This window comes from Phytoamicus setariae (assembly GCF_016722925.1).
GTDB classification, from domain to species: Bacteria; Pseudomonadota; Alphaproteobacteria; order Rhizobiales; family Rhizobiaceae; genus Rhizobium_E; species Rhizobium_E setariae.
The window spans coordinates 180,521-196,236 of sequence record NZ_JAEQNC010000002.1 but is presented as its reverse complement, the minus strand read 5'-3'; the positions used below and the strand labels follow the sequence as shown (position 1 = coordinate 196,236).

The following is a 15,716-nucleotide window of genomic DNA, read 5'->3' as shown; positions in this document are numbered from 1 at the left end:
CGATGAGCGACGATCCCCTTTACCGCGATCCGGAACTCGTCGATTTCTATGATCTGGAAAACGGCGTCTGGGACGACTTCGGCTTTTGCATCGAGCTTGCGCGCGACGCTCGTTCTCTACTCGATCTCGGTTGCGGCACGGGTCAGCTGGCGGCAATGTCCGCCGACGGACAGCGGCGCGTCGCGGGTGTCGATCCGGCGGCCGCGATGCTTGAGGTCGCCCGCAAACGCGACGGCGGTGACAAGGTGCGTTGGGTTGAGGCTCCTGCCGAAACCGTGCGGCTCGGCGAGAAATTCGACCTGATCATGCTTACCGGCCACGCCTTCCAAGTGTTCCTGACCGATGAAGCAATTTCAGCCGTGCTGACGACGATTGCGGCCCATCTTGAGCCCGAAGGCCGCTTCATATTCGACACCCGCAATCCACTATGCCAGGAATGGCGGGAGTGGGTGCCCGATACGTCGCAGCGGATCGTACCCCATCCCGTCTATGGCGATGTCAAAGCCTGGAACGACGTGGCGTTTGATGATGCCACCGCGATCGCCACCTACCAGACGTTCTATGAGATCGCCGCAACAGGCAAGACGCTGTCGGCTTCATCGCAGATCCGGTTCATGGGCAAACCCAGATTGGAGGCTCTGCTGGCCGAGGCCGGCCTGAGGGCCGATCGATGGCTTGGCGACTGGAAAGGTGAACCTTTCCATGAGCAAGCCAAAGAAATCATACCGATCGGCCGGCTTGGCTAGTGCGGGTTCTGCAATAACCAATCCAAGCCGCGCCCTCAGACGTCTTTCGGCACGATCACTTTCAGTTCGCCCGGATGAAGCTTTATCGAGATGTCGCGGCCAAGCGGAATAAGCTCGCCATCGAGCACGTAATTGGCGGAGCGATAGACCTTGGGAAAATGCAGATCGACTGCCTTCACCTTCATTTCCGTGATTGCGGCGTTTTGCTTGAGCTTGCCGCGCAGGATATCCACGGCGAGCTTTGCTGCGCTCGACGGACGAAGCGGATCAGCGAGATAGAAACCAAGATGGCCCGTTGTCAGGTCGTCAGAAAACATCAGGCCGTTCTGGCCGAATGGATTGTTCGATACGGAAATCGCGGAAATCCGGCGGTGCTCGCGGTAACCGTCGACATAGAACTCGATGTCGAACTCCGGCGGATTCATCAACACGCCGACAGAGGCGCGGACGTTCGCGGCGATTTTGCCGGCGCGCGACCTGTAGGGAAGCGTATTTCGGTACCGCACCATGCGCGCGTGCATGCCCGCGGAAAACTGGTGGACGAAGGCCCGGCCATTGACGCTGCCGATGTCGGTGTTCTGGACATCGCCCGAGGCCAATACCGGCAGAACGGACCATATGTCGAGCGGCAGTTTCAGGGAGCGGGCAAAAAGGTTCATCGTGCCGGCCGGAATGATACCGAGCGGTTTGCCCGATCGCCAAGCGATACCGGCTGCGGTGGAAATCGTGCCATCGCCGCCGCCTGCGATTATCGCGTCGATATCCTCGCGGGCGGCGGCGACATCGAGTTCGGATGGCATTTCCCTGCCGGCAACGACGGCAACATCCAGCTCATCGCCGGCGGCCTGAAAGACCTGTTTTGCATGGGCAGCATAGGCATCCATGTCCGCCGTGCGGAATGTGCCTCCGTCCCTGTTCAAAACCGCCTTGATCTTCATCCATCAAATCCCGAGCCGCAAATCGCCATTGCCATCGACGACTATGTGGGTTTTGAGGGATCGACTATCAAGCAGAGCGGGCGCTTTGCCCGTAGAGCCCGCTATGCGGGTTCGCTGTTGCGCTCCAGGGCCAGCGATATGAAGAACACGACCAGGCCGAGGACCGACAGGCCAGCGCCGACATAACCGGTGGCTGCATACCCGTAGCCACCGGCAATGACCATGCCGCCGAACCAGGCGCCGATGGCATTGGCGATGTTGAAAGCGGAGTGGTTGGAAGCAGCGGCAAGCGTCTGGGCATCGGCGGCGACATCCATCAGTCGTGTCTGAAGCGCCGGGCCGGCAGCAAAGGTACAGCCGACGAGAAAAACCGAAAGGCACAGCAGGTACGGATTGGCCGCGGTCAGCGCAAACATCAGCATGATCAGCACATTGAGTGCCAGCATGGTGCCAATGGTTCCCATCAGCGATATGTCGGCAAGCTTGGAGCCGACGAGGTTGCCGACATTCATGCCGACACCGAACAAAGCAAGGATGACCGGAATCATGCTCAACGGCATGCCGGCGACCTCGGTGACGGTGGGGGCGATATAGCTGAACACCGCAAACATGCCGCCGAAACCCGTCGCGGCAATCGCCAGCGTCAGCCAGACCTGCGGACGATAGAATGCGCCGAGTTCGCGCGAAACGCTGGCGCCTTCAGCCACCTCGTCCTTCGGCAGGTAAAGCCAGATCAGCGCCACGGTCAGCGCACCGATTGCGCCGACGAACATGAAGGCCACCCGCCAGCTGAGCAATTGCCCGAAGAAGGCGGTGATCGGCGTGCCTGCCAGGGTGGCGATGGTCAAACCCATCATGACCCAGCCGACGGACCGCGCCCGCATGTGAAACGGCACCATCGAAGCGGCCACCAGCGCAGCAACCCCGAAATAGGCACCGTGCGGCAAACCGGTCAAAAACCTGAGGATGAAGAACGAATTGAAATCCGGCGCAAAGGCGCTGAGAATATTGCCCGTGGCAAACACCGCCATCAGCGACAGCAACAGATTGCGACGCGAAACACGTGCCGCAAGCAGCGCGATGATCGGAGCGCCGACGACCACACCCAGCGCATAGGCGCTGATCACATAGCCGGCAACCGGCGTCGAGACGCCATAGCTCGTACCGACATCCGGCAGAAAGCCCATGATCGCGAATTCGCCCGTTCCGATTCCAAAGCCGCCGCAGGCCAAGGCAATGATGACGAGGAAAATCTGAAACTTGGTGAACTCCACCGCACCCTTGTCGGTGCCGGAGAGCGAGTCGGAAAGGGTAACGTCGGTCACGGACAATGCTTTCAAAAGGCGCGGGCATCCCGGCTGGGAGCGCCGGGTTTGTCTCGAATGGATTGTGGAGAGGTCGTATCCCGCGGATGCTTGGGAGGAGTGGGCGCGACCTGCCGTTTTATAGCCGCACCAACGCCGCAACGTAAAGCGCTTTGTGCGCCGCACACCAAAATTTGAACGTTGCGCGCAATATTCATCCTCGCATGAGGACGACCGGCAACACATGCACCCTCATCCCAGAGCCAAGGCCCAGCACTCAGCGGCGCAAACATCGATATCTGAAACTTGAGACGAGGCGGAGGCTACCGGGCCAACAAACCCTCAAGCTTGGATAACCACGACCCGGCCGCCGACTTCGGCGCGCGCGTAGAGATCGATGATGTCGTGGTTCAACATGCGGATACAACCGCTCGACATGGCCTGACCGATGGAACTGGGCGCATTGGTGCCATGGATACGAAAATGGGTGTCGTTGCCGTGGCGATAGAGATAAAGAGCGCGGGCACCGAGCGGATTGTTGATGCCGCCGGGCACGCCGCCGGCGTATTTCAAGTTCTTTTCCGGATCGCGGCGGATCATGTTGGCGGTCGGCGTCCAGGTCGGCCATTCCGCCTTGCGACCGATATAGGCGCCGCCACGGAGGGCCAACCCTTCACGGCCGACCCCAATGCCGTAACGTACCGCCATGCCCTCGCCCAGCACGTAGTAGAGCCGACGCGCAGGCGTATCGACAACGATGGTGCCGGCGGGATGGCTGGTGTCGTAAGCCACTTCGGTGCGTCGAAGCTCGGGCTTGATCTGCTCCACCGGCATGGCCGGCAGTGGATGGGTCTCGTCAGGTCGCGCGGCGTAATTGGCTCTCTGCACCGAACGCTCGGTGGTGCAGCCTGCCAACAGTGCCGACATGCCGAGGAGAAGGCCGCGCCGCGTGATCGTCATGAAAAAGGTCCTTAATATCCGGTTGCCCTGCCCGGAAATTAGGGAATTATGGTTAATGGTCGGTTAAGCCGCGCGAATGCTGCAAGCCCACTCGCCGCAATGTTGTCATTCCGAAATAGAATTGCTACGCATTGGTGAATTCCTGCATATTTTCCAGTTCCGTAGTCGAGCCGCAGCACCAGACTCCCGACTTGCGCGCTGATGCGGACGTGAGCCTTGTTGCGAATACCCTTTTGAAAAAGTCGGGGCTTTCCATCGCCCACCTTGCCCGCTCTCATGAATTCTTACCCGGAGGTTCTTATGATTGCAGTGCTTTCTCTCCTCATCGGTATCGTTGCAGGCCTGCGCGCCATGACCGCACCTGCAGCCGTCAGCTGGGCGGCGCATCTCGGATGGATCGATGTGTCGCAAAGCTGGCTTGCATTCTTGGGCTATCAATGGACGCCCTGGATATTCTTGCTGTTGGCTCTCGGCGAACTGGTCAACGACAAGCGGCCGACGACACCGAGCCGCAAGGTGCCACCGCAGTTCGCCGCCCGCATCCTCATGGGCGGCCTGGCGGGCGCGGCGATCGGAGAGAGCGGCGAGATACTGGTGGCGGGATTGATCGCCGGCATCGTCGGTGCCGTGATCGGCACCTATGGCGGCGCTGCAGTACGCGGCCGCCTCGCGGCAATCCTCGGCAGCGATATGCCGGCCGCCCTCATTGAAGATGCGGTGGCCGTCGTCGGCGCCTTTCTGATTGTCTGGAGCCTGGCATGAAAACCTTTGACGCAATCATCATCGGCGCGGGACAGGCGGGTGCGCCGCTGGCAGGGCGGCTCGCCTCGGAAGGCCGAAAGGTCGCGCTTGTCGAGCGCAAACATCTCGGCGGCACCTGCGTCAACACGGGCTGCAAGCCAACCAAGACGCTGGTCGCTTCCGCGCGCGTCGGTCATATGGCTTTTCGAGCCGCCGACTTCGGCGTGATACTTGAGAGCCAGCCGCGCATCGACATGGCAAAAGTGCGCGCACGGGCGCAGAAGGTCATTGTCGATTCCCGGGAGGGAATCGAAGGCTGGCTCGGCGCCATGCCAACCCTGAAAATCTATCGAACCCATGCCCGCTTCGCATCGCCGAATGTCCTCCGTGTCGGCGACGAAGACATCACCGCACCTCAGATCTTCATCAATGTCGGCGGGCGGCCCTCGAGGCCCGACCTGCCTGGCATCGGCGAGATCGAATACCTGACCAGCAGCAGCATCCTTGATCTCGATTTCGTGCCAGATCACCTCGTGGTCGTCGGTGGAAGCTACATCGGGCTCGAATTTGCCCAGATGTACCGCCGCTTTGGCTCGAATGTCACAATAATCGAGCGCCAGACGCACCTGCTGCCGCGCGAAGACGAGGTGATTTCATCGGCGATCGCAAGCCTCATGCAGAGCGAAGGCATCGGTCTGCGCACCAACGCCAACTGCATCGCCTTCTCGAAGCATCCCGATGGCGTGTCGGTGCGGGTCGATTGCGAGGCTGGATCGCCCGAAGTCGTCGGCAGCCACGTGCTGCTCGCAATGGGCCGAACCTCGAACACCGACGATCTCGGGCTGGACGCTACGGGCGTCGTAGTCGACAGCCACGGCTTCATCACCGTCGACGACGAGCTCAGGACAAATGTCGCGGGCATCTGGGCGCTGGGGGATTGCAACGGCCGGGGGGCTTTCACCCACACCTCGTACAATGACTTCGAAATCATCGCAGCCAACCTGCTGGATGGCGGCAAGCGGAAGGTTACAAGCCGCATTCCCGCTTACGCGCTCTACATCGATCCGCCGTTGGGGCGCGTCGGCATGACCGAGAAGGAAGCGCGAGCCAGCGGTCGCAACATTCTCGTTTCCGACCGGCTGATGACCAATGTCGGGCGCGCGGTGGAGCGCGACGAGACTAAAGGGCTGATGACCGTGGTGGCTGATGCCGACACCCACGAAATCCTCGGCGCCGCCATTCTCGGCATCGAGGGCGATGAGGCCATCCACGGCATTCTCGACGTGATGAACGGCAAGAACGACTATCGGACGTTCCAGTGGGCGGTCCCGATCCACCCGACGGTCTCGGAACTGATTCCCACACTGATGGGTGGTCTCAAGCCACCTCCTGGAAAGGCGAACAGTCAGGGCTGAAAATCCAGCTGCATTGCCACGCGCCGCGCGGGATCAAGGCCGGCGGCATGCTCCTTTGCAAGGATCGCTGCCAGCCGATCGGGCAATTCGCTTGCCTCAAGCATGCGAAAACCGAGCGTCGAATAGAAGGCAGCGTTGAAGGGCGCAAACCGATCGGTTGTCAGCGTGGCACAGGCAAGTCCGCGCGCTCGCCCTTCATCCAGCATCGCGCGCATCAGTCGGCGGCCAATGCCCCGACGTTGCCAATCAGGGTGGACATCGAGCTCGCCTATATGCAGCCAGCCATCGCCGCAGAGTGCTCCGGCATATCCCACGGAAACATCGCCACCATTAACTGCAGCAAGAAGCACGCCCGTTTCGAGATAACGCAGCAGTTCTTCGTCACCGCTCGCGATCGCCTCTCCGAAGACCGCTCCGGCTGCACGCAAGGTTTCGAAGGCGTCGAGCTCGATCGCATTCAAAGCAGCAAAGTCTGAAGAAATGGCCGGGCGGATCATAATTTCCATATCCGCCCCTCCCAAATCACATGTTCGGATAGACAGGACCCTCGCCGCCCTGCGGCGGCACCCAGTTGATGTTCTGGTTGGGGTCCTTGATGTCACAAGTCTTGCAGTGGACGCAGTTCTGCGCGTTGATGACAAAGACGTCCTTGCCGTCCTTCTCCACCCACTCATAGACGCCGGCGGGACAGTAGCGGGTCGAAGGACCGGCATAGACGTCGTGCTCGGAGGTCTTTTGCAGATCGGGATTCTTGAGCTGCAGGTGGATCGGCTGGTCTTCCTCGTGGTTGGTGTTCGACAGGAACACCGAGGACAGGCGATCGAAGGTCAGCACGCCGTCGGGCTTGGGATACTCGATCTTCTTGTGCTGGGAAGCCGGCTCCAGCGAGGCAGCGTCCGTCTTGCCATGCTTGAGCGTGCCGAAGAACGAGAAGCCGAACAGCTGGTTGGTCCACATGTCGAGACCGCCCAGGCCGATGCCGAGGACCGTGCCGAACCTCGACCACAACGGCTTGACGTTGCGGACCCGCTTCAGGTCCTTGCCGATGTCGGTCGCACGCCAGGCATTTTCGATCTCGAGCGGCTCGTCATTGGCACGACCGTTGGCAATCGCATCAGCCAGCTTTTCAGCGGCGAGCATGCCCGAGAGTACGGCGTTGTGGCTGCCCTTGATGCGCGGCACATTGACGAAGCCGGCCGAGCAGCCGATCAGCGCACCACCCGGGAACGATAGTTTAGGCACTGACTGGTAGCCGCCTTCGGTGATGGCGCGCGCGCCATAGGAAATGCGCTTGCCGCCTTCGAAGGTGCCTCGGATCGCCGGATGGGTCTTGAAGCGCTGGAATTCCTCGAAGGGGAAGAGATACGGATTCTTGTAGTTCAGGTGCAGCACGAAGCCCACCGCAACCATGTTGTCTTCGAGGTGGTAGAGGAACGAACCACCGCCGGTCTTCATGTCGAGTGGCCAGCCGAACGAGTGCTGGACGAGGCCCAGCTTGTGGTTCTCGGGCTTGACCTGCCAGAGTTCCTTGATACCGATGCCGAACTTGCCAGGCTCGCGGCCTTCGTCGAGCTTGTATTTGGCAATCAGCTGCTTGGCGAGCGAGCCGCGCACGCCTTCGCCGATCAGCACATATTTGCCGAGCAGTTCCATGCCACGGGCGAAGTTCGGGCCCGGCTCGCCGTTGCGCTCGATGCCCATGTCACCGGTCGCGACGCCGCGCACCGCGCCGTCTTCCGTGTAAAGCAACTCGGTTGCAGCAAAGCCGGGATAGATCTCCACGCCAAGCTCTTCGGCCTTAGTGGCAAGCCAGCGACAGACATTGCCGAGCGAGACGATGTAGTTGCCGTGATTGCTCATCAGCGGCGGCATCATGAAGTTCGGCAGGCGGATCGAACCGGCAGGACCGAGGAAGAGGAAGTGATCATCAGTCACTTCGGTCTTGAACGGATGGTCGGCCTCCTCGCGCCAACCGGGCAGGAGGCGATCGATACCAATCGGATCCACCACCGCGCCGGAGAGAATGTGCGCGCCGACCTCGGCGCCTTTTTCGAGGACGACGACAGACAGGTCCGGATTGACCTGTTTCAGGCGGATCGCGGCCGACAATCCAGCAGGGCCTGCGCCGACGATCACCACGTCGAACTCCATGCTTTCGCGTTCCGGAAGGTCCATCTCACTCATTTGTGCACTCCACTCGTCCCCATCGGCTTGCCAACCGTCAAAAAATCCTCTGTCTTTTGTCAAATCGTCCGCGACTTGTCGAGCCGACAAGCGGCAAATTCATACGGGCCTGAGGCTTATATATCTTTGAAGCAGCATGCATATGATATGTGTTTGCCGCAGCGCCGCCAAACCCGGCACTCAACGGCTTCCGACCCTCGGGGGATACGACATGAAAATGATAAGCCTCATCCTCGCTGTCATCGGTATTTTGATGATCATCATGGGGGCGTTGTGGGCAGCACAGGGCAGCGGCCTGTTCCCCTATCCCGAGACAAGCCCGATGATCAACCAATCGCAGTGGATCACAAGAGGTGGCATTCTCGGGATCCTCGGCATCGCCGTCATCTGGATTTCGAGAAAACTGAAGGCTTGATTCACAGCCGCCATCGCGGACGCATGGCAGCCAGCCACCTTTCGCACTTGCCATCGTACCATCGTCGTGGCATGAGCCGCACCCTTCACCTGCCGCAGTGCAGCAAACATCCTCATCAATGCGCGAATTGCGCGGGAGAACGCTCATGGCGTCAGCCCTCGGCCTCGATTTTGGCACGACCAATACAGTACTGGCAATCAAGGAAGGAGACGGCACGCGCTCGGTTTCCTTCGAGAGCATGGCCGGAACATCCGACAGCATGCGTACATGCCTGTCCTTCATGAAAGGCTCGGTAAGGGACGTTCTCGATGTCGACGCGGGTGCGGCAGCCATCCGCCAGTTCATCGACAACCCCGGTGACTGCCGTTTCTTGCAGTCGATCAAGACCTTTGCAGCAAGCTCGCTGTTTCAGGGCACGTTGGTGCATGCCAGGCGTCACCAGTTCGAGGACCTGATGGAAGTGTTCCTCAACCGGCTCGCTTCCTATGCCGGACGCGACCTGTCCAGCGACTATTCGCGCGTGGTCGCGGGCCGGCCGGTGACGTTTGCAGGCCACAACGCCGATGAGGCGCTGGCGCTGGAGCGCTATAATACCGCGCTGACCCGACTGGGCTTTCCAGAAATACATTTCGTCTACGAACCTGTTGCCGCTGCCTTCTATTTCGCGCAGAACCTCAAGCAGGACGCGACCGTGCTCGTAGCCGATTTCGGCGGCGGCACCACCGACTATTCGATCATCCGGTTCGAGACGCATGGAGGCAAGCTCAGCGCAGTACCCGTCGGACATTCCGGCGTCGGCGTGGCGGGCGATCATTTCGATTTCCGCATCATCGACAACGTCGTCTCGCCGCAGATCGGCAAGGGCAGCCATTTCAAGAGCTTCGACAAGATCCTCGAAGTGCCCTCAAACTACTACGCCAATTTTGGCAGATGGAACCAGTTGTCGATCTTCAAGACGCTCAGGGACTTTCAGGAGTTGAAGAAACTCGTGCGCTCCAGCCTGGAGCCGGAAAAGCTGGAAGCCTTCGTTGACCTGATCGAGCATGACGAGGGCTATCCTCTCTATCAGGCCGTATCCGCGGCCAAGATGCGGCTTTCTGAAGCCGAGGAAACCGAGTTTTATTTCGCCCCTCTCGGCAAGGACAGCCGCAGGACGATCCGTCGCGATGATTTCGAAAGCTGGATCACGGAAGACCTGAAGGCGATCGAAGGCGCGCTCGACGATGTGCTGGTGAAATCGGGAACCGCGCCCGACACGATCGATCGGGTCTTTCTCACCGGCGGCACATCCTTCGTGCCAGCCGTCCGCAAGATCTTCGAACGACGCTTCGATGCGAGCCGCATCGATAGCGGCGGCGAACTGATGTCGATTGCCCACGGGCTTGCCCTGATCGGCGAACGCGACGACATCGGCCTCTGGACAGCAAACGGATAAACGCATAGGTGGAAATCATGAGTATACACAAGAGGCACTCATGATTTCCACGAGCATCCGCATCATCCGAGAGAACTGGCACTTCTACTTGTTCTTCGTCATAGCCATGCTGGTCGTCGCTGCGCTCGCGGACACCGGGATAGTCCGGTCTGCCTCCGGCACGGGCACGATGGTTGCGTGGTTGTTGCTGGCGTTGTTCGTTCATCGCGCCGCTCTCTTCAATCTCAAGTTCGGCGCCCCGAATGCCGATGGGACCGCCGACCGCTCGTTTGGCGGCTTCATGTTCAAAGCACTGGCGCTGCTGGTCCTTTCGGTGATCCCGGCGATGCCGGTGCTACTATCGGCATCAGGGGCCACGGGTGCGGATAGCCAAGCCCCCGACATTCCCGGCCTGCTTCCTTTCTTCGGAGCAACGCTGTTGAGCTATGCCGTGTTGCTGGGCCTAGCCGGCTCCTGGCTGCCAGCTTCGGTCTACAAGCAAAACACCGGTCTCGGCGCGGCATTCAAGCGAGGCATGCGCAACTTCCTGCCTGTGTTCATCCGCATCGCAGCGGTTCTGATCCTGACAATCGTGCTTCAGTTCGCAATCCTGATGACGGCGGGAATGTCTGGAATCCAGCCTTCAGTCATTCGCGACGCCATGCCAAATGTATCCGGCGCGGTGATGACGGTTGTCGAGACCTCCATCGAGGCGGTCAGTATCACGCTGATCTCCGTAATTCTCTCGCACTACTATCTCAAAGCCGAGGACATTGGCGGCAATCGCCCCGGACCATACGACCCCGCCGCAAACAGCACTCCGCCCCCATCGTCATTCGGTGGAAATGTCTGACTTCAACGCCACCACCTGACGGTTTCTGGCTATTGAAAAGCCGCAAATGTGCATATGAGAGACTCTTGATTTGAGTCTTATCTGCCGGAGTGACGAATGCTAGAAGGCCTACGCGCGGTCTCCAGCCTGCTAGTTTCCATTTTCATCGTCATGACCGGCTTCGGCGTCGCGAGCTACATCGTGCAGATCCGCGCGCTTGGCGAAGGCTGGACGGCCCAGGACATTTCCTTCATCGGCGCGGTCTATTCCCTCGGCTATACGATCTCGTCATTCATCACGCCGAAGTTCATCCGCCGCACCGGCCATATCAGGGTTTTTGCCGCCTATATCGCCGCACTGTCGATCTCGATCCTGCTCTGCTCCCTGATGCCGAATCCCTATGCGTGGATGGCGTTTCGCGGCCTTTTCGGCTTTGCGATGGCCGGGTCCTACCTGATCATGGAAAGCTGGATCAGCGAGAAGTCCGCCAACGAATATCGCGGCTTCATGTTTTCGGTCTACATGGTCGTCGCCATGGCCGGCTCGATCCTTGGCCCCTATATCGCCGCCTGGGGCGATGCCCAGACCACCACTCTGTTCATCGTCGCCGCGATGTTCTTTTCGCTGGCGGTTTTCCCCATAGCGCTATCCAGTTCGTCGTCGCCATCAGTGCCGACCGAGGTCGGCTTCGACCTCAAAGGCCTGTGGCAGCGTTCGCCGGTGGCATTTGTCGGAACATTCCTTGCCGGTGTCATATCGGCGGCCTGGCTGAACTTTTCCGCTGTCTACGCCAAGATGGTTGGCCTGAGTGAGACCGGCGGTGCCAACATCATCGCCGCCGTCATCCTCGGCTCGATGGTGGCGCAGTTTCCGCTGGGACGGATCTCGGACTACGTCGACCGCCGCAAGGTGATGGTCGTTTGCGGCGCGTTTGGTGTGGGCGCCAGCCTGTGGATGGCGGCCTCCGATGCCAGCCATGAATACATGCTCTATGTCGCAGCCTTTGCCGCAGGTATGGTGATATTTCCGATCTATGCGCTGAACGTCGCCCATGCCAACGACATGGCCGATCCCGGCGAATATGTCCGGATATCGAGCGGCCTTACCGTTCTCTATGGTTTTGGGGTCATTGCCGGGCCGTTGCTCGCCGGGCAGGCGATCGCCTATGCCGGGCCGGCCGGGCTTCCGCTGCTTCTAACCATCACCTTCGCGCTTTACGGCAGCTATGCGGCCTGGCGCATCGTTCGCAGGCCATCCCAAATCCCGGTGACTCATGGTGTCAGCGACTGATCCTTGCGTGCTGTATCCACGGCGCGCTGCCTTTCCCGGAAGATAATGAATATGCCGGCGCTTATCACGATCGCGGCGCCGACCAGCAGCGTTTCGTCTGGCAACTCGTTGAAGAAGAGGTAGCCGATGAGCGTGCCCCAGATGATTGAGGTGTACTCGAACGGGGCAACAGCGGAGACATCGGCATAGCGGTAGCTCTCGGTGAGCAGGATTTGTGCAACCCCACCAATGAAACCCGCTCCAATCAGCATCAGGGCCGCAGGCATCGAAATCGCGTTCCAGCCGAATGGCAACGTCATCAAAGAAAAGATGCTCGACGAGAGTGAGAAGTAGAAGACGATAGTGGGCGTCCGCTCGGTGCGCACCAGTTGGCGGACATGCACCATGGCGATCGCCGCCATTGCCGCCGAACAAAGCACCGCGAGCGCGCCGGCCGTAGCCCCGGCACCGAATGTTCCCTGGCGGATCATATCCAGTCGCGGCCAGAGGATGATCACCACGCCGACGAACCCCGCACCCACTGCACCCCAGCGGTAGCGATGCACATCCTCCTTCAGCAGTACCGCGCCAGCGATGACCGAGAAAAGCGGCATGGCATAGCTGATCGCGATCGACTCCGGCAGCGGCAGATGCACAATGCCGTAGAAGCCGAGAGTCATCGAAATAACCCCAATGAACCCGCGATAGAAATGTCCGACAGGATTTGCGGTCTTCAGCGCTCCCGGCAGATCGCCCCGGAAGGCGAGCCAGCCGAGAATGGGCACCATCGCGAAAAACGAGCGGAAAAAGGTAATTTCACCAGTTGCAATACCTTTGCCCCCTTCCTTGATCAGCCCTTGCATGCAGATGAACAGCATGATCGACATTACCTTCATGGCAATGCCGCGAAGTGGGTTGGCGGTGGTCTTGTCCATGGGTATTCCGGCATTCTCGACAGGGATTTGGCAAGCATGACGGCATGCTTGCCGCGCGGGCGAAAAAATGGGTAACAATCGGCTTATGGCCGGTCAAGCCGCATTGCGCGCCTTCGCCTGCTCGATCGCCGCCCAAATCTTGCCGGGGGTCGCCGGCATGTCGAGCGCAGGAATTCCATAGCCGTGATACAACGCGTCGATCACGGCATTCATGACAGCGGGCGTGGAACCTATGGTCGCGGCCTCGCCTGCCCCCTTTATACCAAGCGCATTGGTTTTCGAAGGGACGTTGCGGGTCTCGAACTTGAACATCGGAAAACTGTCGGCGCGCGGCATGGCATAATCCATCAGTGTCGCGGTCAACAATTGGCCGTTTTCGGAATAGACCGCGCCTTCGATCAGTGCCTGGCCTGCGCCCTGGGCGATTCCGCCGTGGATCTGCCCGGCAAGCAGGATCGGGTTCACGGTCACGCCGAAATCGTCGACGATCTGGTAAGCGACGATCTCCGTCTGCCCGGTCTCCGGATCGATCTCGACTTCCACCACATGGGTGCCGTTCGGGTAGGTCGCTTCGTCCTGGTGGACATCGGCGATGGCGATCAGATCGTCGGGTTTCTTCGCGGCCTTCGCGACACCGGCAAAGTCGAGTTCGCGGTCGGTGCCGGCAACCCGGGCAACGCCATTTACAAGTTCGATATCTTCCGGGGAGGCTTCGAGCTCGTCGCCGGCAATGCGCTTGATCTTCTCAGCCAGATCCTCACCCGCACGCAGCACGGAGACGCCGCCTATAGGGATGGAGCGCGATCCGCCGGTGCCGCCGCCTTTGGCCAGCTCGCGCGTATCACCCTGCCGGACGATGATCTTGTCAAAGTCGATGCCAATCTTTTCGGCTATGAACTGGCTGTAAGCCGTTGCGTGACCTTGCCCATTCGTCTGCGTGCCAATGTAGAGCGTGATCGTACCGTCTTGGTTCAAGTGGAGATGGGCGGGCTCGGATCCCCCGAAAGCGCAGATTTCCACATAGGTGGAGAGCCCGATTCCGCGGAGTCTACCGTTGTTTTTCGCCCCTTTTCGGCGTTGTTCGAAGCCCTGCCAGTCAGAAAGGGAAAGTGCCTTGTCGAGATGCCCTTCGAATTCCCCCACGTCGTAGTGGCAGCCGCCCTGCGTCCTGTAGGGAAATTGATCCGGCCGGATGAAATTGATCCGCCGCAGCTCAGCCGGACCAAGACCCAGCTCACGCGCTGCAGCATCGATGATCCGCTCGATAAGATAGGCCGCTTCGGGCCGGCCCGCTCCCCGATAGGCATCGACGGGAGTGGTATTGGTGTAGACGGCCTTGATCTCGAAATCGAGAACCGGAATGTCGTAGACGCCGGTTGCCATCAGCGCAGTCATCGTCGGAATCATCGGCCCGTATTGGGAGAGATAGGCTCCCATATTTGCGGTCATCCTCACGCGCATGGCGGTGATCCGGTTACCGGCATCGAAGGCCAGCGACGCCGCCATGATGCTGTCGCGTCCATGGGTATCGGCCAGTGCATGCTCGGTGCGGCTGGAAACCCAGCGGACGGGCGCCTCGAGCCGCCTTGCAGCCTCCAGCACCAATGCATACTCGCGATAGCAGAAGGCTTTCGTTCCAAACCCGCCGCCGACATCGCCGGTTATGACAGTCACCTTTGCAGGGGCGACATGCAGTATATCCTTCGCCAGAATATTGCGCACCGAATGCACGCCCTGGCTGGGCGCATTGAGGATGTAAGTTTCGCTTTCCGTATCGTAGCGACCGACAGCGGCGCGCGGTTCCAGATAGTTGGAGATGATCCGGTTGTTGACGACCGTCAGGTCTGTGACATGTGCGGCGCGCTCAAAGGCTGCATCCGCCTTTTTCCGATTTCCCTTGTGATAGGTATAGGCGAGATTGTCGTCGCGTTCCTCCCACACGAGCGCCGCATCCGCCTCCAGCGCGGTAGCCAGATCGACATGCGCATCCAGATCCTGCCAGTCGATCTCGATCAATTCAGCGGCGTCTTCGGCTTTTTCACGGCTCTCGGCGACAATGAACGCCACCGCATCGCCCATATGGCGCACCCTGTCGCGACAGAGCAGCGGCGCCTCGCGTTTGTCCTGAAGGCTGCCGTCAGGCTGCGTCACAAGCTGTTTGCACGGCACGTTGCCAAGTTCGGCGATATCGGCCGCGGTGAGGATCAACCGCACGCCCGGCATTGCCAGAGCGGCCTCGGTCGACAAAATGCGGAATGCCGCATGCGCATATTGCGATCTCAGGACAAATCCATGCAACGCTTCGTCCGAGCGGATGTCGTCAGTGAAGGAGCCTTGTCCTCGGATCAGGGTGAAGTCTTCCTTGCGCAGAGCGGAGGCTCCAATGCCGAACTTGGGTACAGCCACCATGTCAACTCCTGTCGCAATATACTGCAGTTTCCGGGAGTCTACTGTCTTAGACAGGTTACGCCAATCGCCATTATCCGCTATCTTTCATATTGCATTTTTCGCCCACGCAGGCACAAATGCGTTTATCTACCGGCCCCTGCGTCAAATCGGGACA

Annotated in this window: 14 protein-coding genes; 7 read left to right on the top strand and 7 right to left on the bottom strand. The window is 60.0% G+C overall.

What is annotated here, in order from left to right:
- The first annotated feature begins 2 nt into the window (after positions 1-2).
- Positions 3-746, top strand: a complete 744-nt coding sequence (locus JJB09_RS03645) for a class I SAM-dependent methyltransferase (RefSeq protein ID WP_201653260.1) — start codon at positions 3-5, stop codon at positions 744-746.
- A gap of 35 nt (positions 747-781) precedes the next feature.
- Here JJB09_RS03645 and JJB09_RS03640 read toward each other — a convergent pair whose 3' ends face one another.
- The 3 genes from JJB09_RS03640 to JJB09_RS03630 all read right to left on the bottom strand — a co-directional run bounded on the left by JJB09_RS03640 (position 782) and on the right by JJB09_RS03630 (position 3,948).
- Entirely contained in the window at positions 782-1,684 is a 903-nt protein-coding gene (locus tag JJB09_RS03640; protein ID WP_201653257.1) for a diacylglycerol/lipid kinase family protein, read from the bottom strand.
- Between the two features lie 101 nt (positions 1,685-1,785).
- On the bottom strand, positions 1,786-2,958 hold the full coding sequence (locus tag JJB09_RS03635; RefSeq protein ID WP_425523683.1) for an MFS transporter: 1,173 nt from the start codon (positions 2,956-2,958) through the stop codon (positions 1,786-1,788).
- A gap of 372 nt (positions 2,959-3,330) precedes the next feature.
- Positions 3,331-3,948: a L,D-transpeptidase gene (locus tag JJB09_RS03630; protein WP_201653251.1), complete on the bottom strand. Its 618-nt coding sequence runs from the start codon at positions 3,946-3,948 to the stop codon at positions 3,331-3,333.
- A gap of 300 nt (positions 3,949-4,248) precedes the next feature.
- Between JJB09_RS03630 and JJB09_RS03625 the strand changes: the two genes are divergently transcribed.
- A complete protein-coding gene (locus JJB09_RS03625) occupies positions 4,249-4,710 on the top strand; it encodes a DUF4126 family protein (RefSeq protein WP_201653248.1) in 462 nt (153 codons plus the stop codon).
- Positions 4,707-6,104, top strand: coding sequence for an FAD-containing oxidoreductase (locus tag JJB09_RS03620; protein ID WP_201653245.1), 1,398 nt, complete (start codon positions 4,707-4,709; stop codon positions 6,102-6,104). Before JJB09_RS03625 ends, JJB09_RS03620 begins: the two co-directional genes overlap by 4 nt.
- Here JJB09_RS03620 and JJB09_RS03615 read toward each other — a convergent pair.
- Both JJB09_RS03615 and JJB09_RS03610 read right to left on the bottom strand, forming a co-directional pair.
- Complete coding sequence (locus tag JJB09_RS03615) at positions 6,095-6,610, bottom strand: GNAT family N-acetyltransferase (protein WP_210341651.1); 516 nt, start codon at positions 6,608-6,610, stop codon at positions 6,095-6,097. The two genes, JJB09_RS03620 and JJB09_RS03615, sit on opposite strands and share 10 nt — an antisense overlap.
- Before the next feature lie 16 nt (positions 6,611-6,626).
- Complete coding sequence (locus JJB09_RS03610) at positions 6,627-8,288, bottom strand: electron transfer flavoprotein-ubiquinone oxidoreductase (protein WP_201653242.1); 1,662 nt, start codon at positions 8,286-8,288, stop codon at positions 6,627-6,629.
- A gap of 211 nt (positions 8,289-8,499) precedes the next feature.
- Here JJB09_RS03610 and JJB09_RS03605 point away from each other — a divergent pair, with 211 nt between their 5' ends.
- The 4 genes from JJB09_RS03605 to JJB09_RS03590 all read left to right on the top strand — a co-directional run bounded on the left by JJB09_RS03605 (position 8,500) and on the right by JJB09_RS03590 (position 12,239).
- Complete coding sequence (locus JJB09_RS03605) at positions 8,500-8,703, top strand: hypothetical protein (protein WP_201653239.1); 204 nt, start codon at positions 8,500-8,502, stop codon at positions 8,701-8,703.
- A 145-nt stretch (positions 8,704-8,848) separates the two neighbouring features.
- Positions 8,849-10,138, top strand: coding sequence for an Hsp70 family protein (locus JJB09_RS03600; RefSeq protein WP_201653236.1), 1,290 nt, complete (start codon positions 8,849-8,851; stop codon positions 10,136-10,138).
- Positions 10,139-10,178: 40 nt separating this feature from the next.
- Positions 10,179-10,970, top strand: a complete 792-nt coding sequence (locus tag JJB09_RS03595; protein ID WP_201653232.1) for a hypothetical protein — start codon at positions 10,179-10,181, stop codon at positions 10,968-10,970.
- 96 nt (positions 10,971-11,066) lie between these two features.
- Positions 11,067-12,239: an MFS transporter gene (locus JJB09_RS03590; RefSeq protein ID WP_201653229.1), complete on the top strand. Its 1,173-nt coding sequence runs from the start codon at positions 11,067-11,069 to the stop codon at positions 12,237-12,239.
- On the opposite strand, the gene JJB09_RS03585 is transcribed toward JJB09_RS03590, so the two are convergent.
- Together JJB09_RS03585 and JJB09_RS03580 are read right to left on the bottom strand one after the other, a co-directional pair.
- The gene (locus JJB09_RS03585) at positions 12,221-13,153 is read right to left on the bottom strand and encodes a DMT family transporter (RefSeq protein WP_201653227.1); all 933 of its coding nucleotides are present in this window, start codon (positions 13,151-13,153) and stop codon (positions 12,221-12,223) included. The two genes, JJB09_RS03590 and JJB09_RS03585, sit on opposite strands and share 19 nt — an antisense overlap.
- A gap of 93 nt (positions 13,154-13,246) precedes the next feature.
- The gene (locus JJB09_RS03580; RefSeq protein WP_201653224.1) at positions 13,247-15,562 is read right to left on the bottom strand and encodes a xanthine dehydrogenase family protein molybdopterin-binding subunit; all 2,316 of its coding nucleotides are present in this window, start codon (positions 15,560-15,562) and stop codon (positions 13,247-13,249) included.
- Positions 15,563-15,716 lie beyond the last annotated feature (154 nt).